This is a genomic window from Deinococcus sp. KSM4-11, from assembly GCF_004801415.1.
Taxonomy (GTDB): Bacteria; Deinococcota; Deinococci; order Deinococcales; family Deinococcaceae; genus Deinococcus.
Map to the genome: position 1 here is coordinate 102,509 of NZ_SSNX01000001.1, position 19,241 is coordinate 121,749.

At 67.6% G+C, this 19,241-nt stretch carries 22 protein-coding genes; 8 read left to right on the forward strand and 14 right to left on the reverse strand.

The window, feature by feature from the left end:
• Positions 1-39: 39 nt before the first annotated feature.
• Entirely contained in the window at positions 40-810 is a 771-nt protein-coding gene (gene tatC / locus E7T09_RS00545; RefSeq protein WP_136387206.1) for a twin-arginine translocase subunit TatC, read from the reverse strand.
• Between the two features lie 10 nt (positions 811-820).
• Complete coding sequence (locus tag E7T09_RS00550) at positions 821-1,057, reverse strand: twin-arginine translocase TatA/TatE family subunit (protein ID WP_136387207.1); 237 nt, start codon at positions 1,055-1,057, stop codon at positions 821-823.
• Positions 1,058-1,537: 480 nt separating this feature from the next.
• On the opposite strand from E7T09_RS00550, the gene E7T09_RS00555 reads away from it, so the two are divergent.
• From E7T09_RS00555 to E7T09_RS00570, 4 genes are all read left to right on the forward strand, one after another.
• The gene (locus E7T09_RS00555) at positions 1,538-1,783 is read left to right on the forward strand and encodes a twin-arginine translocase TatA/TatE family subunit (RefSeq protein ID WP_136387208.1); all 246 of its coding nucleotides are present in this window, start codon (positions 1,538-1,540) and stop codon (positions 1,781-1,783) included.
• 126 nt (positions 1,784-1,909) lie between these two features.
• Positions 1,910-2,473, forward strand: coding sequence for a sigma-70 family RNA polymerase sigma factor (locus E7T09_RS00560; RefSeq protein ID WP_240741544.1), 564 nt, complete (start codon positions 1,910-1,912; stop codon positions 2,471-2,473).
• Positions 2,463-3,197 (forward strand): anti-sigma factor domain-containing protein, encoded by a 735-nt coding sequence (locus tag E7T09_RS00565; protein ID WP_240741545.1) that lies wholly within the window; start codon positions 2,463-2,465, stop codon positions 3,195-3,197. The genes E7T09_RS00560 and E7T09_RS00565 overlap by 11 nt, the downstream gene beginning before the upstream one ends.
• A gap of 264 nt (positions 3,198-3,461) precedes the next feature.
• Positions 3,462-4,430, forward strand: a complete 969-nt coding sequence (locus E7T09_RS00570; RefSeq protein ID WP_136387209.1) for a ferritin-like domain-containing protein — start codon at positions 3,462-3,464, stop codon at positions 4,428-4,430.
• 77 nt (positions 4,431-4,507) lie between these two features.
• Here the strand turns inward: E7T09_RS00570 and E7T09_RS00575 are convergent, their stop codons facing one another.
• Both E7T09_RS00575 and glpX read right to left on the reverse strand, forming a co-directional pair.
• On the reverse strand, positions 4,508-5,236 hold the full coding sequence (locus tag E7T09_RS00575; RefSeq protein ID WP_136387210.1) for an SDR family oxidoreductase: 729 nt from the start codon (positions 5,234-5,236) through the stop codon (positions 4,508-4,510).
• Positions 5,237-5,328: 92 nt separating this feature from the next.
• On the reverse strand, positions 5,329-6,333 hold the full coding sequence (gene glpX / locus E7T09_RS00580; RefSeq protein ID WP_136387211.1) for a class II fructose-bisphosphatase: 1,005 nt from the start codon (positions 6,331-6,333) through the stop codon (positions 5,329-5,331).
• A 119-nt stretch (positions 6,334-6,452) separates the two neighbouring features.
• On the opposite strand from glpX, the gene E7T09_RS00585 reads away from it, so the two are divergent.
• Positions 6,453-6,968 (forward strand): HD domain-containing protein, encoded by a 516-nt coding sequence (locus E7T09_RS00585; RefSeq protein WP_136387212.1) that lies wholly within the window; start codon positions 6,453-6,455, stop codon positions 6,966-6,968.
• A 12-nt stretch (positions 6,969-6,980) separates the two neighbouring features.
• Here the strand turns inward: E7T09_RS00585 and E7T09_RS00590 are convergent, their stop codons facing one another.
• Positions 6,981-7,421, reverse strand: coding sequence for a hypothetical protein (locus tag E7T09_RS00590; protein WP_136387213.1), 441 nt, complete (start codon positions 7,419-7,421; stop codon positions 6,981-6,983).
• Between the two features lie 62 nt (positions 7,422-7,483).
• A complete protein-coding gene (locus E7T09_RS00595) occupies positions 7,484-9,418 on the reverse strand; it encodes a hypothetical protein (RefSeq protein WP_136387214.1) in 1,935 nt (644 codons plus the stop codon).
• Positions 9,419-9,478: 60 nt separating this feature from the next.
• On the opposite strand from E7T09_RS00595, the gene alr reads away from it, so the two are divergent.
• Positions 9,479-10,561 carry an alanine racemase gene (alr, locus tag E7T09_RS00600; RefSeq protein ID WP_136387215.1) on the forward strand — a complete coding sequence of 361 codons (1,083 nt, stop codon included), beginning with the start codon at positions 9,479-9,481 and terminating at the stop codon, positions 10,559-10,561.
• 77 nt (positions 10,562-10,638) lie between these two features.
• Here alr and E7T09_RS00605 read toward each other — a convergent pair whose 3' ends face one another.
• The 3 genes from E7T09_RS00605 to E7T09_RS00615 form a co-directional block, all read right to left on the reverse strand.
• On the reverse strand, positions 10,639-11,220 hold the full coding sequence (locus E7T09_RS00605; protein WP_168734638.1) for a YcjF family protein: 582 nt from the start codon (positions 11,218-11,220) through the stop codon (positions 10,639-10,641).
• Between the two features lie 330 nt (positions 11,221-11,550).
• The gene (cysS, locus tag E7T09_RS00610) at positions 11,551-13,047 is read right to left on the reverse strand and encodes a cysteine--tRNA ligase (protein WP_168734639.1); all 1,497 of its coding nucleotides are present in this window, start codon (positions 13,045-13,047) and stop codon (positions 11,551-11,553) included.
• Positions 13,048-13,186: 139 nt separating this feature from the next.
• The gene (locus E7T09_RS00615; RefSeq protein WP_136387217.1) at positions 13,187-14,137 is read right to left on the reverse strand and encodes a LysR family transcriptional regulator; all 951 of its coding nucleotides are present in this window, start codon (positions 14,135-14,137) and stop codon (positions 13,187-13,189) included.
• Positions 14,138-14,264: 127 nt separating this feature from the next.
• Between E7T09_RS00615 and E7T09_RS00620 the strand changes: the two genes are divergently transcribed.
• Positions 14,265-14,558 carry a hypothetical protein gene (locus tag E7T09_RS00620; RefSeq protein WP_136387218.1) on the forward strand — a complete coding sequence of 98 codons (294 nt, stop codon included), beginning with the start codon at positions 14,265-14,267 and terminating at the stop codon, positions 14,556-14,558.
• Between the two features lie 142 nt (positions 14,559-14,700).
• Here the strand turns inward: E7T09_RS00620 and E7T09_RS00625 are convergent, their stop codons facing one another.
• From E7T09_RS00625 to E7T09_RS22400, 3 genes are read right to left on the reverse strand one after another with little or no spacing between them, the layout of a single operon-like run.
• Positions 14,701-15,354, reverse strand: coding sequence for an HD-GYP domain-containing protein (locus E7T09_RS00625; protein ID WP_136387219.1), 654 nt, complete (start codon positions 15,352-15,354; stop codon positions 14,701-14,703).
• A gap of 2 nt (positions 15,355-15,356) precedes the next feature.
• Entirely contained in the window at positions 15,357-15,554 is a 198-nt protein-coding gene (locus E7T09_RS00630) for a hypothetical protein (protein WP_136387220.1), read from the reverse strand.
• 16 nt (positions 15,555-15,570) lie between these two features.
• A complete protein-coding gene (locus E7T09_RS22400) occupies positions 15,571-15,705 on the reverse strand; it encodes a hypothetical protein (protein ID WP_255578366.1) in 135 nt (44 codons plus the stop codon).
• 23 nt (positions 15,706-15,728) lie between these two features.
• Between E7T09_RS22400 and E7T09_RS00635 the strand changes: the two genes are divergently transcribed.
• Positions 15,729-17,639, forward strand: a complete 1,911-nt coding sequence (locus tag E7T09_RS00635; protein WP_136387221.1) for a hypothetical protein — start codon at positions 15,729-15,731, stop codon at positions 17,637-17,639.
• 27 nt (positions 17,640-17,666) lie between these two features.
• Here the strand turns inward: E7T09_RS00635 and E7T09_RS00640 are convergent, their stop codons facing one another.
• The gene (locus E7T09_RS00640; RefSeq protein WP_136387222.1) at positions 17,667-18,506 is read right to left on the reverse strand and encodes a metallophosphoesterase; all 840 of its coding nucleotides are present in this window, start codon (positions 18,504-18,506) and stop codon (positions 17,667-17,669) included.
• Positions 18,503-19,240, reverse strand: a complete 738-nt coding sequence (gene hspR / locus E7T09_RS00645; protein WP_136387223.1) for a heat shock protein transcriptional repressor HspR, fused homodimer type — start codon at positions 19,238-19,240, stop codon at positions 18,503-18,505. Before hspR ends, E7T09_RS00640 begins: the two co-directional genes overlap by 4 nt.
• Position 19,241 lies beyond the last annotated feature (1 nt).

Consider the following 19,241-nt stretch of genomic DNA (forward strand, 5'->3'; position numbering starts at 1 on the left):
ACCCAGTACGTGGGTCGGGCGGCGTTCAGAGGCGCCGGTTCAGGTGCCCAGGATAGGCGTCTCGGCTTCCTCCGGCGGAGGCAGGCGGAACACGCGCGACAGGAGCACCCCCAGTTCGTACAGCAGGTACAGGGGCACGGCGACCATCAACATGTTTCCGGGATCGGGGGTGGGCGTGATGACGGCGGCGGCCACCATCACGGCGACCAGTGCGAAACGCCAGCCCTTGCGCAGCATCACGTGGTTCACGATCCCGATCTTGGTCAGGATGACCGCCAGGATTGGCAATTCGAAGGCCAGGCCAAAGGACACCAGGAAGGTCGTCATCAGGCCAATGAAGTTGTACAGGCCAAGGTTGGTGTCCAGCGGTCCGAAATCCAGCAGGAATTTCACCATGGCCGGCAGCACCAGTTCATAGCCGAACAGTGCCCCGCACAGGAACGACACGCCCGCCCCGATGATGAAGGGCAGCGCCCAACGCCGCTCGGTGGGGTACAGTCCTGGCGCGATGAAGCCCCAGACCTGCCCGAGAATCAGCGGCAGCGACAGGGCCAGGCCTGCCCAGAAGGACAGGTTCAAGCTCAGCAGGAACTGATCCGTCAGGTTGAAGGTCACGACCTTGACCTTGCCGCTCTGGTAGTTCACTGAGCCTTGCAACGGAGCTTCGATCAGCGCGATCAGCTGGGTGCGGTACTGGAAGGTGATGGCCATCGCCACGACCAGGATCACCACGCAAATGATCAGGCGCTTCCGCAGTTCGTCCAGGTGATCGAACAGCGGTGCGCTCTTGAGGTCGGCGCCTTGCGACATGACCGGAACCTCAGCTGCGGCGGTCGCTGACCGGCTGGGCGGTCACGTCCGCCATGGGGGCCCCCGTGACCGGGTCGAGCTGACGGCTCTGCACGTCGGTCACGGGCTTGGACGCGTCCGTGGTTTCCTTCTTGAACTCGCGGATGCCCTGACCCAGGCCCTTGCCGAGTTCGGAGAGTTTGCGGCCCCCGAAGAGCAGGGCAATCACGACGATCAGCAGAATGATTTCCAGGGGACCTAAGGACATGGGATGCCTCCAGTGCTGAGTTCGTTTCAGCGGTGTGCGGGTAGGGGGAGAAGGTGGGCTGAGACCGAACGGCTTGCCGCATCATCGGCGTGAACACCCAGGCATATGCTCGACCGGCCCGGCCGGATCATCACCCAACCTTAAGCTAGCCCCCTGGCGTTCAGCGAGTGTTAAGAGTCTGTCGCAGAACGCACCTTTAGGGCGAATCGACAGGCTGGTGTCGGCGCTCCTGTGGCTGGCGATAGGTCGGCCTTGCAGGCCGTGTCAGCCGGACAACCGCGTCCGCACAGGTGTGGTCTGTAATGTTTCCCGAGCCATTCCATCTGGCGGCCATCTCCGACTCACCCGGCGGGGGGTGATCCAAGTCCGGTGGCCCCGCATATCTCTGGTCAGGTGGATGGCCCTCCGGAGTGCCGGGGGTGCCGACAGCCACTCCCACATGGCGGCAGAGCGCTTCCATCCTCTGACAAGGAGTTCAACATGCCCAATATTGGTGCCCCGGAACTGATCGTGATCCTGATTGTTGCCCTGGTCGTCTTCGGACCGCGCAAGCTGCCGGAACTCGGCAAGAGCCTCGGCGCGGGCCTGCGCGAGTTCCGCAAGGTCACGAGTGGCGTGACCGAAGAATTCAAGACCACCGTAGCCGCACCGAGCATCGCGCCGGTACAGGCCGTGCCCGCCACAGCGGTGACGGCCCCCACCGAGTCGGCGCCGCGCGTGTCCTGAAGGGTGTGGCGTGTTCCGGGTGGCCCGGAGCGCGTGAAGTCGTCGGCGTTCAGACCGTTCTGTAAGGCGCGGTAAGGATAGGGTCCATACGGCCGTCATGCGCTTTGTTAACCTGTGCTGGCACCCATGACGGAACTCGGCCACCTGCACGACACCCCAGATGAGACGCTGATGCTCATGATGGCTGGCCGTCACGAGGAGGCCCTGCGGGAACTGCACCGCCGCTATGCCCGGCTGCTCTACGGGTTGGGTGGGCGCATGCTCCGGCAACCGGACGACGTGGATTCCTGCGTGCAGGACGCCTTCATGAATGCCTGGAAGCACGCGGCCCGCTTCGATCCCAGCCGCGCCAAGGCCAAGACGTGGCTGGTGAGCATCGCCCACCACCGCTTCCTGCAACAGCTTCGTGATCGGCCGGACGCCACCCTGGAACTCGAAGACTGGGATGAACCGACGGCCGCCACCGACCCCACGGACGCCATCGTGGCCCAACAGGCGATGACCGCCCTGGACGACTCGCAACGGCATCTGGTGGAGTTGATGTACTACCGGGGTTACACGCACTCCGAACTCGCCACGATCACCGGCCTGCCCCTGGGCACAGTAAAATCCCGTCTGCGGATCGCCCTGGAGCACATGAGGACTTCGCTCGCACCCGGCGGAAAGGAGGGGAAAGACCGTGGAACATGAAGAACGCCTGCTCGCCAGCGCCCTCGGCCAGCTTTCCCCGGCCGAAGAGGCAGCGCTGCAGGAACAGCTGAAGACGGATCCAGCTCTGCAACAGGAATGGCAGGCGTTGCACGAGACCCTCAGCTCCCTGCTCGATGACCTTGATTTAGAGCAGGTGACGATTCCGGCGGACGCCGAGGATCGCCTGATCGCGCGGTTGCACGTTGAGAATCTCAGCAGCGCGGATACCAGCGACATAGGCACGTCTGTCCCCCTCGTTTCAGGGGTCACGCCGGCCACGACGCCGATGCCCGTTCCCACTGCTGCGCCGGATGTGCGTAACCTGGCCCGTCGGTCTGCGTGGTGGCTGGTGCTGCCCCTGGGCCTCGCGGCAGCGGTCGCTCTGCTCTTTGCCCTCCGTCCGTCCGGTGATCCTCTGGAGCGGTACGCGCATACTCCCGGTGCTGTCAGCACCCCTGTCCTGGCCAGCGGTCAGCCGCTCGGCACCCTCGTGCGCCTTGCCAACGGCCGTGTGTTCGTGCAGCTGAATCGGCCTGCCGATCCCGGCCGAACCTACCAGCTGTGGCAGATTCAGGCGGGGACTCCGGTTTCCCTTGGCGTGTTCGACGAGGCGGGCCTGCTCACGGCCGCCCTGCCGCCCCATGCGACCATTGCGGTCAGTGTCGAACCGGCTGGTGGAAGCCCGCAACCCACCACGAAGCCGCTGTTTGCCCAGTCCGTATAGAGGCCATGATCAGCGCCCTGCCGTTCTGAAGGCAGGGCGTTGATCTTTGGCCGCGTTGTTGGGCTGGATCCACTACGCAGCCGCCAGCGTCTTTAGGCCATCTTCACGCTTGCACGATCCGTGATCCAACCGGCTGCACCTCGCTTAGAAGCTCAGTGAAGGCGCACCTGACCCACTCCTGACCGATGTTCCGCTGCGGGACTTGGTTCACGGCCTGCCCCTCCATCCGCCCCGTTCCCGCCCCTAGTCCACGGAGGTTCCACCATGTCCCAGAACGTTTCTACACGCCGCAAGTTCCTCGGTATGACCGGCCTCATGGGTGCCGGCGCGGTGCTGTCGAGCTGCGCCACCACCATCGCCGCTGCTCCGGCCAAAGCGAACCTGGACGCCATTATCTTCAACTTCGCGCTGAACCTCGAATACCTGGAAGCGGCTTTCTACCTCGCGGCGACCGGCCGCCTCGCTGAACTCGACGCGGTGGGCGGTGACAGCAGCAAGGTGATCCTGCCCAGCGGCTTTACCGGCAAGGACGGCATCGGCGTTCCCGGCATGTCGGCGGGCGTGCGCGCCTACGCCAACGAGACGGCCACCGACGAGAAGAACCATGTCGCCGTGATCCGTGCGGTGCTGTCGGCGGCTGCGGGTGTCAACGGTCCCGTCGTACAGCCCACGCTCGACCTGACCAACTCGTTCCTGGCGGCGGGCAACCTGGCCTCTAAGGGCGCAATCACGGGCTTCAACCCCTTCGCCAACGAACTTTTCTTCCTGCACGGCGCGTTCGTGTTCGAGGATGTGGGCGTCTCGGCGTACAAGGGCGCGGCGCGCCTGCTGGTCGACGACACCGCCGGCGGCAACCTGGAGAACGCGGCGGGCATTCTGGCCGTCGAGGCCTACCACGCCGGCATGATCCGCACCCTGCTGTACCAGCAGAAGGACGTCGTGGCCGCCGCCGGCCTGACCGTCGCCCAGATCGTCCAGGCGATCAGTGACCTGCGCGACGCCGTGGACGGCAGCAGCGACGACGACCAGGGCATCACCTCCAGCGTGGCCACGGAATCCAACATCGTGCTCGCTGACAAGAACTCCATCGCGTACAGCCGCAGCCCCCGCAACGTGGCGAACATCGTGTTCTTGGACACAACCGGCGCGGCCACCAAGGGCGGCTTCTTCCCTAACGGTATCAGCGCCCAGACCGCCGGCACCGCGACCGTCGACTTCAGCAAGATCCTGTAAGACCAGTTCAGTCGGCTATAGGGCCTGGACGTCGTGGTGACCGACGTCCAGGCCCTCGTTTTGCCCGAATCTTCTGGTCAGATGCTCCAGCCGCCGTCCACCAGAATCTCCTGTCCCGTGATGTAAGCCGCCTCTTCCGTGGCCAGGAACGTGATGGCCGCCGCGACCTCGCCCGGCTGCCCGAACCGTCGGGCAGGAATGCGCGCCGTCAGTTTCTCGGCCTCGGCGGGATTGGCGTGCAGGGCCTTCAGCCGATCCGTGGCCGTGTAGCCGGGCGCCACCGTGTTGCACGTCACGCCGTCCTGCGCGACCTCCAGCGAGAGGGTACGCAGGTGGTTCGTGACGGCGGCCCGCATGGCATTGCTGATCGGCAGCGACAACGAGGGGCGGCCCACGGTGAGGCTGGTGATCGCGATGATCCGTCCCCACCGGCGCTCGCGCATGCCGCCCAGGACGCGCTCCACCAGCCGGGTGGTACTGAGGAAGGTCGTCTCGAAGCCGCGCTGCCAGGCCTCGTCACCGACCTGACTGGGCAGGCTGGGGGGAGGGCCGCCCGCGTTGCTGACCAGGATGTCCACCTCACCGGCAGCTGCCACAGCCGCCTGCACGCCCTCGGGAGTGCTGACGTCCGCGACCACCCAGCGGATCCCGAGGGTCTCGGCGGCGCTGCGGAGCGTGGCTTCGTTTCTGGCGGCGATGGTCACGTCGGCTCCCTGATCACGCAGTTGCGCGGCGGCAGCCAGCCCGATGCCCTTGCTGCCACCCGTGACCAGCGCGCGTTTCCCGTCGAGTCTGAAGAGTGCCATGCCCGCAGGGTAGCGGGTTCGCGCTCAGGACATGACCGGAACGCTGTGCCGCGGCTGGCACACTCCCGAACTGGTGGCGAAGCAGGGTCGCCTCAGATCCGGATGGTGACGCGGGCCTTGTCGTCCTCCAGGTGCACCGAGTCGATGAAGCGCACCACTCGGGTGGCGTAGCCCATCACCAGCGTGTGCGTCCGGGCCCCGCCCGCGAAGCGCCGCACGCCGTTCAGCAGTTCCCCGTACGTGATCCCGGTCGCGCTGAACACCATCTGTGCGCCGGGGGCCAGATCGGCCGTCTTGTACACGCGGTGTTCGTCCACGCCCATCTCGCGGAAGCGCGCGCGCATGGCGTCGTCCTCGGCCAGGAAGCGGCCCTGGATCTCCGCGCCCAGGCACTTGCACGCGGCGGCCGACAGCACGCCTTCCGGCGCTCCGCCCGAGCCCATCAGGGCGTGCACGCCCGTGCCGCGCACGCCCACGGCGAGGCCTGCGACCACGTCGCCGTCGCCGATCAGCTTCACGCGGGCACCGGTGGCGCGCACGCGGCGGATCAGGTCGACGTGCCGTTCCCGATCCAGAATCGTGATCATGAGGTCGTCCACTTCCCGGTCGAGGCTCTGCGCGATCACGTTCAGGTTCGCCTCGACCGGCCAGTCCAGGTTCACGCGCCCGGCGGCCGGGGGCGGCACGATCAGCTTGTCCATGTAGCAGTCCGGAGCGTGCATCAGGCCGCCGCGTTCCGACAGGGCGATCACGGCCAGCCCGTTCGGCAGACCCTTGGCGGTCACCTCAGTGCCCTCGACCGGATCCACGGCGATGTCCACCTCGTACTGCCCGTGGCCGACCTGCTCCCCGATGTACAGCATGGGGGCCTCATCCATCTCGCCCTCGCCGATCACGACGGTGCCCCGGATATCCAGGGAGTTCAGCAGGCCGCGCATGGCCTCGGTGCCCGCGCCGTCCACGGCGTTCTTGTCGCCCAGACCCAGGTAGCGGCTGGCGGCCAGGGCAGCCCCCTCCGTGACGCGCGCGGTCTCTAGCACCAGCGCATGCTCGAAACTCTGTGAGTCCTTCCCACCGGGCGGCCGCGTGCTCGTCATGCTAGGAACGTAACACGCACCATCGTGCGACGCGCGCTGGGAGCGGTTCCAGCCGTGTCACCCGGTGGGGGAACCGGCGAGGCACGGGGAAGGGCCGGTTCGCGGCTTATGCTCGGAGCATGCCACACCGCACCCTGCTCCAGCGCGCGGCGCGCAAGGCACGGGGCTACCTGGCCAAGATCCGCCGCCTGCTGCGCAGCGTCCGTGCCGACCAGGCCCACCCGGACGACAGCTGGGCCGCCGCCCGACTCCAGCCAGCCGAATGGCTCGTGTACGCGGCAATGGATCCCCGCGACCGCGAGCACGCCTGCCGCGTGACGCAGGCCCTGCTGCGCGACCATCCGTACGCCCATCCGGAGGTCGTGGCCGCCGCGCTGCTCCACGACTGCGGCAAGAGTCTGCGCCCCTACCGCGTGGGCGAGCGCGTGCTGGTCGGACTGATCCCGAACCGGCTGGCCCGCGTCCTGCCGCCCCTCGGGGCGCTCGGGATCAGAGCCCACCACCCGGAACTCGGTGCCCGGCTGCTCGCCCACGCAGGCGCACGTCCCCACGTGGCGCGCCTGGTGGCCCGGCATCACCACCCGGGCGGCGATCCGGACGCCATGCTGCTGCACGAGTACGACGACCGGGAGTAGACGGCGTTCAGGTCAGGGCGCGGCGCCGACCGTTACTTTCGGGGCGCGCACCCAGAGGGCACGGCCCTTCTCGTCCTGCACGCGGGCCACGACCTGCACCGTCTGTCCGGCCCTCAACCCCGCAGCACTGCCCGACGCGGTGCCCTGCATGCAGGTGGAACCACATGTGCTGCGCTGTGCCGAACCGACCGCACCCTTCCACACGCCCGCGTCCGTGACCACATACACGCCGGTCAACCGCAGTCCGGGTCCGAGGGAGCGATCCGCATGAAGGCGAACCTGTACCTTGAACGTGCCACTCCGCACCGTCGGCATGGCCAGCGCGGTCACGAGGGTGCCAGAGACGTTCAGTGTGGCCGGAGCGCCCAGCAGTTCGACCGTCGGCGTCGGAGCCTGCGGGGCCGAACAGCCGGCCAGAACCAGCATGGTCAGGAGCAGCAGGACGCGCCTCATGCGGCAAGAGTAGGGGACGGCCGTGAGACGCGCATGCGCCGCCGCTCAAGCCGGGTAGCGGCCTACCAGTCCAGATCCGGAATGGTGCCCACCCGATCCGCCGGCTGATCCGACACCAGGCTGTAGGTCACGACGTATGTGCCCGGTACGACCTGGGCGAGCACCACCGCGTCCCCATCGAACCGCGCCTTCGGGGCGGTGCCCTGGGGGCCCTGCACGTTCAGGCCGGAGCGCGTCCCACCCGTGGGCAGCGGATCGATCAACCGCACATTGGCCAGGGTACTGTCCACGGCGAGGCGCAACGTCACGGTGTAGCCGCCGGTCACGGCGTCCAGCGTCTTCGCCAGACTGGCCCGCGCGCCGCCCTGGACGTTGCGCGTCACGTTCGATCCGCCGGGACTGCGAACCCGCGCCGCGCCGGTTGTGCGCAGGTCGATGGGATCCAGGATCGCCTCGGCACTGTCGCTGCGACACACCCGGACCGGTACCTTCAGGCGCAGGGGCAGCCCGGCACTGAATTCCCCCGGCACCTCCAGCGGGTAATCGGTGGTCCAGCCGCTGGGCAGCGTGAGCTTCAGGCGGCCCGGCAGACGCTGCGGGAAATCCGTGTGGGCGGTCGCGGTGAGCTGAGTAACGTCGCAGGCGTTCACGATATCCGGACTGGTCACCAGCGTGATGTCGGCCTGCACGCGGTACTCGATGGTCACGTGGGACGTGGCGCTGTCGGTCACGTGGCCGGGCAGGGGAGGGCTGACGGTCGCGCCGGGTACCACGCCGGGCTTGACCGGGTAGTCGCCGGGGGCCAGCGGCACGGTGCCGGGCGTGCTCAGCGTGCGGCCCGCGACCTCGAAGGGGGTGCCGGTCAGCGGGAGGCGCTGCGTACCGTAGATCGCCACGGCGTCCACCGTGAGCCGCCCCGACGGGGGCCGGGCCATGAAGCGCACCTTGGTGAAGCCCGGCTGGAAGCGCACCTCGGCGGGCGACGTGATGTTCCCGGTGCCCTGCACGATGCTCGCGCTGATCGGCACGTACCCGGCCGGCAACAGGGGCCGCACGACAGAATCGCCGACCAGCGCGTATGAGGCCCCGGGAATCGGCTGGCCCTGCGGATCGACTACGTCCACCAGCAGCTGGTTGCTGACCTTCAGACCCTCTGGCGGGGTGAAGCCGCCCACCTGTGCCCGCACGGGCTGACCGTCCAGCCGGAAGGAATACCGGATGGCATTGCTGAACTGCTTGGTGGTCGGCAGCACGCGAATGTAGATCTGCCACGGGCCGACCATGGCGGCCGTGATCACGAAGGGATCGGTCACGGTCTCGCCGTTCCCGCTGACCTTCAGGTTCACGCGGGTGCCGCCGGGCTGTACCACCCAGGTTTCCGCCTCTCCGGGCCCGTCGACGTCGTAATTCTGGAGGCCCACGGTCTTCCCGACCCAGTCGGGCGTGACGTTCAGCGTGGCGGCCAGCACCGCCGTCTTCTCGCTCGCGCGGGCATTCACGCTGAAATCGCTGGTTTCCAGTACGAAGGGCGGCGCAACCCGCAGCGCGAAGGAATTCTTGCCATCGCCGCTGCTCACGACCTTCAGGGTATAGACGCCGGCCGCCAGTCCTCCGGCGAACAGGCTCTCCCAGGTGTGTTCCCGGTTCATCCCATAGCGCCGTTCAAGAACAAGGCCGCCCGGCCCGCTCAGCGTGAACGTACTCTGGAACACCTCGTTCTTCTTGTAGATCTCGTCGCCGAAGTACCCGGCGCTGCGCCGCCCGTCCACGTAATCCGCGAGGTTGAACGTCGGGCTGTACACCTCCAGCCCCACCGGCTTCCCGGCGTCCTGGTCGGAGACGCGGATCACGTAGGATTCCTGTGCCTGGGGCCATTTCTGCCCCACGGACACCAGGGGCAGGACGCCCTGCACCTGCGCGTCCGCCTCACCCGCCACGAAGACAGAGGCCAGCACGGTCAACATGGAGATCACGGTCTGCAGCAAGGGCGTGGGCATGGCTGCCCCGAGAATACACGTGCCTTCCAGCCGCGCCGGATCACGCGCTACAGTGCCCCCATGACTGCGGCGCCCCCGCCCGAGTTCGCCGCGCGCGCGCGCGCCCTGATCTCCGAGACCGCCCTGCTGCATAACCTCGCGGCCCTGTCCGCTCGGGCCGAGGTGCCCCTGCTGTTGCCGGTCAAGGCCAACGCCTACGGGCACGGTCTGGAGACCATTGCCCGCCCGGCCGCCCGCTCCCCGCACCTGTGGGGCTTCGCGGTCGCCGTGCCGCGCGAGGCGCAGGCCCTGGCCGCCCTAAACCTCGGCAAGCCGATTCTGCTGCTCACTCCCCCCACGCCTCAGGAGGTGCCGGCCCTCGTGGCTCTGGGCGTCCGGATTCCCGTCGCCACCCTGGCGGAAGCCGAGGCCCTGCCGGAACACGCACGCGCGCACCTGAAGGTCGACACCGGCATGAACCGCCTGGGGGCCCGGCCAGAGGCGGCGGTCGCAGTTGGCCAGCGGCTCGCAGAGCGCGGCCAGCTGGAGGGGGCCTACACCCACTTCGCCACCAGTGACGAGCCGGATCTGGGGTTCGCGCACGAGCAGTTCCGGCGCTTCACGGCAGTTCTCGCAGCCCTTCCCCCGCTGCTGGCGCACGCTTCGAACGGGGGCGGCATTCTCAGCCTGGGTGCCCTGCCAGGCATGGCGCTGGCCCGGCCTGGCCTGGCTGCCTATGGGTTCGCGCCCCCGCACCTGCGGGAGGTGCTCCCGCTGCGTCCAGTCATGTCCCTGCAGGCCCAGGTCACCTTTGTGCATGGAGCCCACGCGGGCGAGACCATCAGCTACGGCGGCCTGTACACCGCCCCACGCGACCTGACCCTGGCCACCGTCGGCATCGGGTACGCCGATGGCTATCCCCGGAACGCCACCCTGCATGCGCAGGTGACCGTACAGGGCGAACGCCGCCCCGTACTGGGCCGCATCTGCATGGATCAGTTCATGGTCGACGTGACCGGGCTGGACGTGAAGGCCGGGGACTGGATCGACCTATGGGCCGACCAGGGCATCACCGTATCGGAGGTGGCCGCCTGGGGAGGCACCATCGAATACGAGGTGTTGACCGGGCTGGGAGCCCGCGTGGATCGGGTTCTCGCTCCCTGACCTCATACTGGCATCGGCGAAACCAGTCAGGCCATGCGTCCGAGAGGAGGATGGCCTGGGCGGCAATCACGTGATGGTCAGTTCGGGCCGTTCGGGCCGCTGGTGGGCCCCTTGTGTTCCGCACGGCGGCGCAGTTCGCTGGCCAGATCCGTGAAGTCCTGCGCGCTGGGCAGCACCCGGCGAGACTGCTGCTTGGCCTCCTGCACGACCTGCACACGCTGCTCACGGGAATCCGGCAGGCCCAGGCGCTTGCGCTCGAAGTAGTTCTGCGCCACCCGGCCCAGCGCGAAGGTCCAGCCGTACACGGCGGGCGCGGTGATCAGGCCTCCGATAATCGGCAGGGCCAGTTTTGCCAGCCCTCGCATGACCTGGCGCGCTGCCACGCCGTAGGCGACCGTCACGCCCAGTTCACGCACGATTTCCAGCGAACGCTCCGGCGTGATGTCGAAGCCATACACCTTGCCGATGTGCAGCACCATCTTCGCCTGCACCGGGGTGATCAGCAGGATGTCCGCGAACGGAATAGGTTCGACCGCGATCGCGCCCGCCAGCAGCGCGGCGCTCTTAATGACCTCGTCGGCGTTCTCGTCCTGCGACCGCGCCGGATCGACATCGAAGTTGAAGTTGTCGAGCACCTGTTTCACCAAGGGCGGCAGCATGTGTGGAGTGTACGCCTACCCCACCCAGACGTATGAGGCGCAGGTGAATGACCGCCCACAGGCGCTTTGACCGATGACCAGCGCTTGTCCGGCATACGTCGGATCGGAAGCCTCGAGGGCAGGATGTCGATGGAAAGGGCCCAACAAATAGGACACGCCCAAGGGGGGGGGTGGCGTGTCCTGAGGAGGGAAGGATGAGGGTGTTGACCACCGCTCGAAGCACATCCTACAGAGTCTTGGCCAGAGGTTCCTGACAGGATGGCCAGCGTCCCTTCATTATCAGCGTCCTGTGAAGGTGCTGGTGGTCTTCGCACTTGGCATCACAGAGAATCAGCGCTTCCAGCGGGGCCCTTCCTTGGTGTCCTCGACCGTCACGCCGACGCCAGCGAGCGTGTCGCGCAGCGTATCCGCCTCGGCATACTGCTTGGTCAGGCGGTAGTTCTGCCGGGCCTTCAAGACCAGCGTCATCAGAGCGTCCACGACCGGCGCGTCGTCCTGTCCGCGTGGCGTGGAGGCGTCGCCCGCGAAGAGGCCCAGCACGCCACCGCCCAGCGACAGGTAGGCGTTCCGCACGCGCTCCAGCGTCTCACGGCCGGGCGTCCCCGCATTCAGCGCCGCGTTCACGTCAGTGGTCAGGCCGAACAGGGCGGCCACGGCCTTGGGCGTGTTGAAATCGTCGCGCATGGCGTCCTCGAAGGCCTGCACGTGCCCGGCAATCTTCGCGTCCAGTGCGGCGTCCTGCCCGGCGGGGGCCGCTTTCAGGCGCCGCTCGACTTCGCCCAGCGTCTCGGCCAGACGGCGGTAGCCGTTGCGGGCGCCCTCGAAGGCCTCCTGACTGAACTCGGTGACCGAGCGGTAGTGGCTGCCCACCAGCAGGAAACGCACCACCATCGGGTCGTGCTGCTCAAGCACGTCCTGGATGGTCGTGAAGTTCCCCTTGCTCTTGCTCATCTTCTCGCCACCGATGGTCAGCATGTTGTTGTGCATCCAGTAGCGTGCAAAGGGGTGCCCGGCCGCCTCGGCCTGCGCGATCTCGGCCTCGTGGTGCGGGAACTGCAGGTCCAGGCCGCCGCCGTGGATGTCGAAGCCCTCGCCCAGGTACTTCAGGCTCATGGCCGAGCACTCGATGTGCCAGCCGGGAAAGCCCACGCCCCACGGCGAGTCCCAGCGCATGATGTGCTCCGGCCCGGCGTTCTTCCACAGCGCGAAATCACGCGGGTCACGCTTCTCCTCGCGCACGGCCTCGCGGGTGCCCTCCTCCTGGTCGTCCAGTTTGCGGCCTGAGAGCTTGCCGTATTCTGGCCAGCTCCTCACGTCGAAGTACACGCTGCCCGCCGACTCGTACGCGTGGCCATTCTCGATCAGTTCCTCGATCAGCTTGATCTGCTCGCCGATGTGCCCGGTGGCGCGCGGGTTAATGCTGGGCTTGAGGATGTTCAGGGCGTCCATGTCCTTTACGAACGACCAGAAGTACTTGTCGGCGACCTCCATGGGTTCGAGCTGCTCCAGCGCGGCGCGGCGCGCGATCTTGTCCTCGCCATCGTCGCTGTCGTTCTGGAGGTGCCCCACGTCCGTGATGTTCGCCACGTAGCGCACCGCGTATCCGAAATGCATCAGCGCCCGGCGGATCACGTCGAAGGCCACTTCCTTCTTCGCGTGGCCCAGGTGGGCGTCGCTGTACACGGTCGGCCCGCACAGGTACATGCCGACCCGCCCCGGCGTGGACGGCACGAAGGTCACCTTGCGGCGCTGCATGGTGTCGTAGAGGACGATGTTCGGGTCGGGGCTGCGGCCAGTGGTCTGGAGGGTCTCGGATGTGCGGGTCATGGTGGGCTCCTTCGCGGCCAAATCAAGCGGGCAGGGCAATAAAAAAACCGCGCCACCGTCAGGGCGCGGTTGGGCAGTCGTGGCTGCCTACCGCAGGATTGGGCAACACTGGGTTGGAAAGCGCTGCGCCGTCATGCCCTCAATGTAGCAGAGGAGCGGCAGCGCGCCACGCGCCCGCCGGCCGTGTGTCCGGCATGCCCAGCGAGGCCACCAGCGCGGCGGTGAACTGCCGGATGATCGGCAGGTGGGCCCGTTGCGGCAGGGTCGCCACCGCCAGCGGCCGGGTCAGGGACTGTGGAAGGGGCAGGGCCACCAGCCCGTCCGGCAGGGGCAGAAGCGCCAGGCGCGGCATGACCGTCACGCCCAGCCCATGGCGCACCATGCCCAGGATCACGCTGTCCTGGTCGATCTCCGTGACGGCGGCCGGGCTGATGCCCAGCGGGCGCAGGTACGACTGAACCCGCACGTGGCAGGAGTTCAGCCCTGGTGGGAGCAGCAGCGCCGACCCCGCCACCTCCTCGAAGGTCACCGGCTGATTTCCCCGCGCTTCCGGGGCCACGAACAGGTACTCGTCGTCCAGCAGGGGCGTCAGGCGCAGGCCGGGCATGTCCTCGCCCACCACCAGCGCGATATCCGCCTGACCGTCGCGTACCTGGGCCTCGCCGCCCCCGTCGGCCTCGCCGTCCAGCAGCCTCACCGTCACACCCGGATGCTCCCGTCGGAAGGCGGCCAGCACCGGCGGGAGCAGGTGCGTGGCCGTCGAGCGGAACGACGCCACCCGCAGCACCCCGGAGAGCCCACCCTCGTCCTGGGCGGCCAGCAGCACATCTGCGGCGGCCTGCACCGCCGTCCGCGCGTGGGCCAGCACCCGCGCCCCCGCCGGCGTCACCACCGTGCCCGCCGGGGAACGCCGCAGGAGGGGACGGCCCACCAGATCCTCCAGTTTGCCCACCGCCTCGCTGAGCGACGACTGCGACACGCCCAGCTCCGCCGCCGCTTCCCCAAACCCGCCCGCGTCCGCGACGGCGAGCAGCGCCCTGAGTTGCGGCAGGGTCGGCTGGGTGAGGGTGGTGGATTTCCCGGTGGCCATGCCCCAGTCTACCGCTCAGTCCTATCGGGCCCCATCGGGTCACCCGATGCCCCTGAGGGCACGTGCTGGTCTTGCCCGATGTCCTGCCGACCCCCCTCAGGCGCACAGTGAGGGCAGGAGGTTCACCATGACCCTGCATACCCCCGCTCGACCGCCCCACCTGCCCCAGAGCCTCGCGCACACCGATTCGGACAGCGCTGACCGGCCCACGTACATCTTCGAGGCGCTGCTCGCCGGCCCTGTGTCCCAGCCCATCACGGTGCCGGGCTGGACGGTGCGCGCGTGGCCGGTCGCCCGCCTCGGTGACGCCACCCTCGAAGTGCGTGCCGATGGCCTGCGCGACAGCCTGGCTGACCTGCACGCCGCGCTGCGGGACGCCGGTATTTCCGCCCTCGGGCCAGTCCGCGCCCGCCACCACTGAGCTCGACGTGTCATCCACAACCCGCTGTCCGCAGAAAAAGGGCAACCTTCATTCGAGGTTGCCCGGTTCTATTGTTGTTTTGTCGTTCTGAAATCGCTTTCCGGATCGCTTGATCGAACGTCGGCTGAACTGGAGGCCCCGCTCAGTTGCCATACACCTGCAACACCTGGTGCACGAAAATCCGCACCAGCCTCGGGTCGAAATCCGTGCCCGAGTGATCCAGCAAATACTCCACCGCCTCGTCCGACGACCACGCCGGGCGATACGGTCGATCCGTCACGAGCGCGTCGTACACGTCCGCGACCTTCAGAATCCGTGCCAATACCGGCACCGACTCTCCGATCAGGCCCGCCGGATAGCCACGTCCGTCCCAGCGTTCATGATGGTGTTGCACCGCATTCAGGATCTCCGAGTCCACGTCGGGCGCCATGGACGCCAACCGCCGACCCAGGGCCGGGTGTTGCCGCATGATGTCCTGTTCCTGCGCCGACAGCCCACCGGGCTTGTTCGTGATGCGCGGATCGATGGCCGACTTCCCAATATCGTGCAGCATGCCTGCCCAGATCACCTGACGGATCCCCAGGGTCGTGCGAACCTCGCCGGCTTCCAGGGCCAGACGCAGGGCCAGCATCGTCACCTGCCGCTCGTGTCCCTCCGCAGGACGGCCCAGCAGCGTCCTGATCCAGCTGCATGCCTCTTCGAAGGTTTCCTGCACCACGGCGTCCGGCGCCTGCGACAGCAGATTGACCGTCTCCGGGAGACGATCGTCATATTGTCCGAGCACCGGGTCGATCATCGTTATTCCAGTCCGTAGCAGGTCAGGCGACCAACCTGGAGGGACAGCGCGTCCATGCGGTTGGCCAGCAGGCTGCTGGCGGCGGGGCGCACATTGGCTGCGTGCACATCGGTGATCGCGCGGGCCAGCGGGGCGGCGGGCTTGGATTCGGTGCTGTTCTGGCGGGCGCGGGCCGCGTAGGTTGAGTAAGCTATGCTCATGATCGTCCCCCTGTCCCTACTTGGTGGTGCTGACCGAGGTCGTGGTGGAGGTGCTCTTTTCGAGACCGTAGCCGCCCACCGGGACGGCGCTGGCCGCCGTAATCACGAGGGTGATGGTGAGGGAAAGGGCCGTCCGCAGGGATTTGCGCATGGGTGTATCTTAGGTGAGGGGATGTGAAAGAGCGATTTATGCCTGCTGGACACGTTCAGACTGCGTTCGAGGGCGGCGACTACGGAGCTGTATTAACAGCTCTTAATGGTCGTCCGGGCCTGAACGCCGATGAGCTGGCGATCCTGGGCATCTCGCTCCTCAGAACGGCCAATTTCGCGTCCTGCGAGGAACCCCTGGAACTGGCCATGGCCCTCGGGAACCGGGAAGCCGCCGTGGAATTCGGCAACTTCCTGCGCGCCACCGGACAGAGCCGCCGCGCGATCGATCATTTCCGCGATCTGCTGACCGATCTGAGCGGTGAACTGCGTTACAGGGCCCTGCGGTGGTACGGGGTGACCCTGGAGCAGGTCGGCGAGGACGGGGCGGTCAGGGCGATGGAGGAGGCCCGCCGTGGGTACCTGGCGCTGGGTGACCGCCGGATGGCGGCCCGGATTACCCATACGCTCGCCGCCAGCCATTCCGTGCACGGGGATTACGGCACCGCCATGAAGCTGCTCGACGCCGCGATTCCCACACTTGCCCAGGAGCACAACCAGCGCCCGCTGCTCGCGGCGATGTGCACGCTGGTCGATGTACAGATTGAGTGTGGTCAGTTCGACGCGGCATCGGAGTCATTGGAACGGGCTCAGGCTATCGCCGAGGGCTTACAGGACGCTTACATGGGCCTGCACCTGGACGCACGCCGCGCCAACATCATGCTCATGACCGGCGATTACGGCGGGTATCAGACTCTGCTCGAAAGCCTCGCCGAGCGGAGTGCGGCCATGGGCGAACCCCAGGTCACCGAGCATGCCCTGAACCACCTGGCCAACCACCAGAGTCGCATCGGCGAGCATGCCCTGGCCGTGCGGACGATGGGACGGCTGCGGGCCAGCACGTCGAACCTGTCCCTCCACAGTCGCGTCGTGCTCGGCATGATGACGCTGCGCCGGGGGGACGCCGCTGGGGCCCACCGCATGCTCCTGGATGTCCGGGATGAAGCGCTGCGCCGCAACGCCATGACCGATGCCACGCGGGCACTCCTGCTCGCCGCGTACAGCGCGTACTCGATGAACGACCTCACGCGCTGCTCCGATCTGCTCGCCGAGGCCCTGATGGAACTCGCGGGCCAGCCCCGCGCCCAGACGCGCGCGACCGTCGCGCCCGAACTCCGCGAACTCGAGGAGATGCTGGCCTTCGCGCGGCTCAGTCCGAATCTGGCGCCGCTGCTGGAGGCCGCGCTGGAGGACGCTTCACACCTCAGCGGCACCATGCGCGACGACCTGTTCACCAGTGGCATGCGGCTGGAGGTCATGACGCTGGGGCAGGAACTCGTGCTGCGCGATGGCGTGCCCTGCACCATGCGCGTGCGGGGCAGCGTGGCCGTGCTGACCTACCTGGCCCTGCACCCGCGCAGCACGCGCCAGACCGTGATCACCGATCTGTGGCCCGAGCGCGATCCGAAGAAGGCGGCCACGTATTTCCGGCAGTGCATCGCGGACATCCGGGAGGCGATCGGGGCCGACGTGATCCTCGTGGAGGGCGCGCACCAGTCGCCGGAGTATCGGCTGAGCAGCAAGGCGACCGTGATCCTCGACAGCCAGCGGGTGCTGCAGCTGGTGGCGAACGGGCAGGTGCCGGCGGCGGTCGCGGCTTACAAGGGTGAATTCCTGCCGAACCTGGAAGCGAGCGAGTGGGCTGACGAGCAGCGGATTCACATCCGGGAGGCGCTGCTGGGCTCCCTGCACGGGGAGATGCGGGCGGCGCGGCTGGGCCGCGAGTACCGCCGGGTGGTGCTGCTGGCCACCGCGATTCTGGAGATCGATCCGTCCGACATGGAGACCGAGGAACTGCGGCTGGACATGGCGCGGGAGGTGTCGGGGGCGGCGGAGGTGGCCCGCTTCGAGGCGGAACGTCACCGCCGCATGAACTGAACCCTGGTCCGCCGACCCAGGCTCAGGTCAGAAGTCGCCCAGGTCGCCGCCGAGTGAGACGGTCTGGGCGACACCCTGGTCGTCCAGCCGGGCAATAAAGCCTGCACCGTCGCGGTAGGCCATGCCGCTGTCCATGGCGACGCACAGTCCGCCCGCGTAGGTGATCGGCTGGGGTTCGGTCATCTCGGTCTCCAGCATGAGTTCATCGTGCAGGACGTACACGGGGGTATGGCCGTGCACGAGGTGGGAGCCGCCGTAGGTGCTGAGGAGGTTCGACGCGACCGTGGCCGCGTCGTGGTAGGTGAACGCGAGGCGGTCGGCGAAGTGATTCAGGAAACTGCTCCAGATCTTGGGATCCTCGTTGTGCAGCAGGGAGAGCACCGAGCGGTTCACGGCGTCCACGCTGCGGCCCAGTCGGCGGTAGAAGGCGCTGTCGGCGTGCATGAGCAGCCAGCCGTCGGCGTGCGCCATGGCGGGCCGGGCGCGCAGCCAGTCGAGATCGGTGATCTGCACCTGGGCTGCGTCGCTGCTCTGGCCGCCGTTGCTGCGCCAGTAATCGAGGAAGCCCAGGCTGTCGCCGGGATCGCGGGCACGGAAGTGCTGCGCGGCGAGGAACATGACCTCGTGGTTGCCGATCAGCGCGGTAACCTGCCCCCCCGCGTTCAGTGCCTGCCCTTCCAGCGTTCGCACCAGACGGATGACGTCCATCCCGCGCGGCCCCCGGTCGAGGTAATCGCCGAGGAACACCAGGTGGCTGGGGCCACCCCTCCAGGTCGAGTCGTGGTCGATCAGGCCCGCCATCAGGAGCAGGCTGTGCAGGGAATCGTAGGCACCGTGGACGTCACCGACCACCCACAGGGGCGTCACCTCGTACCGTCCGGATCGGTGTCGCTCCCGTCATGCTGCGCGGCGGAGTCGTCACTGGCGGGTGGCAGCGTGCGCAAGCGGGTCATGCGTTCCGTGAGGTCCTCCTGGATGCGGCGCACGTTGCCTTCCAGGTGGGAGCGGGCCCCGTCGAGTTCATGGCGCAGCCGCATGATCTCCTCGACGCCGGCGAGGTTCACGCCGAGTTCCTGGGTCAGGCGGCGGATCTCGCGCAGGTGGTCGATGTCGCGCTCGGAATACAGCCGGGTCTTGCCACTGCTGCGGCCCGGCCGGATGAGCTGCTTGCGCTCGTACAGCCGTAGCGTCTGGGGATGCATATCCACCAGTTCCGCTGCAATGGAGATCACGTACACGGGGCGGTCTTTGGGATCGCTGGGCGTGCCGCCCTCGGGCAGGGCCTGGGCCTGACCGCGCAGTTCACCCTCCAGCCGTTCGATCTCGGCCTCGAATTCGCCCTGGAGGTCATCGAGTTCATGCTGGAGCCGCATGACCTCCTCGACGCCGGCGAGGTTCACGCCGAGTTCCTGGGTCAGGCGGCGGATCTCGCGCAGGTGGTCGATGTCGCGCTCGGAATACAGCCGGGTCTTGCCACTGCTGCGGCCCGGCCGGATCAGGCCCTTGCGCTCGTACAGCCGCAGCGTCTGGGGATGCATATCCACCAATTCCGCCGCCACGGAAATTACGTACACAGGGCGATGTTTAGAGTCCGAGGCCATA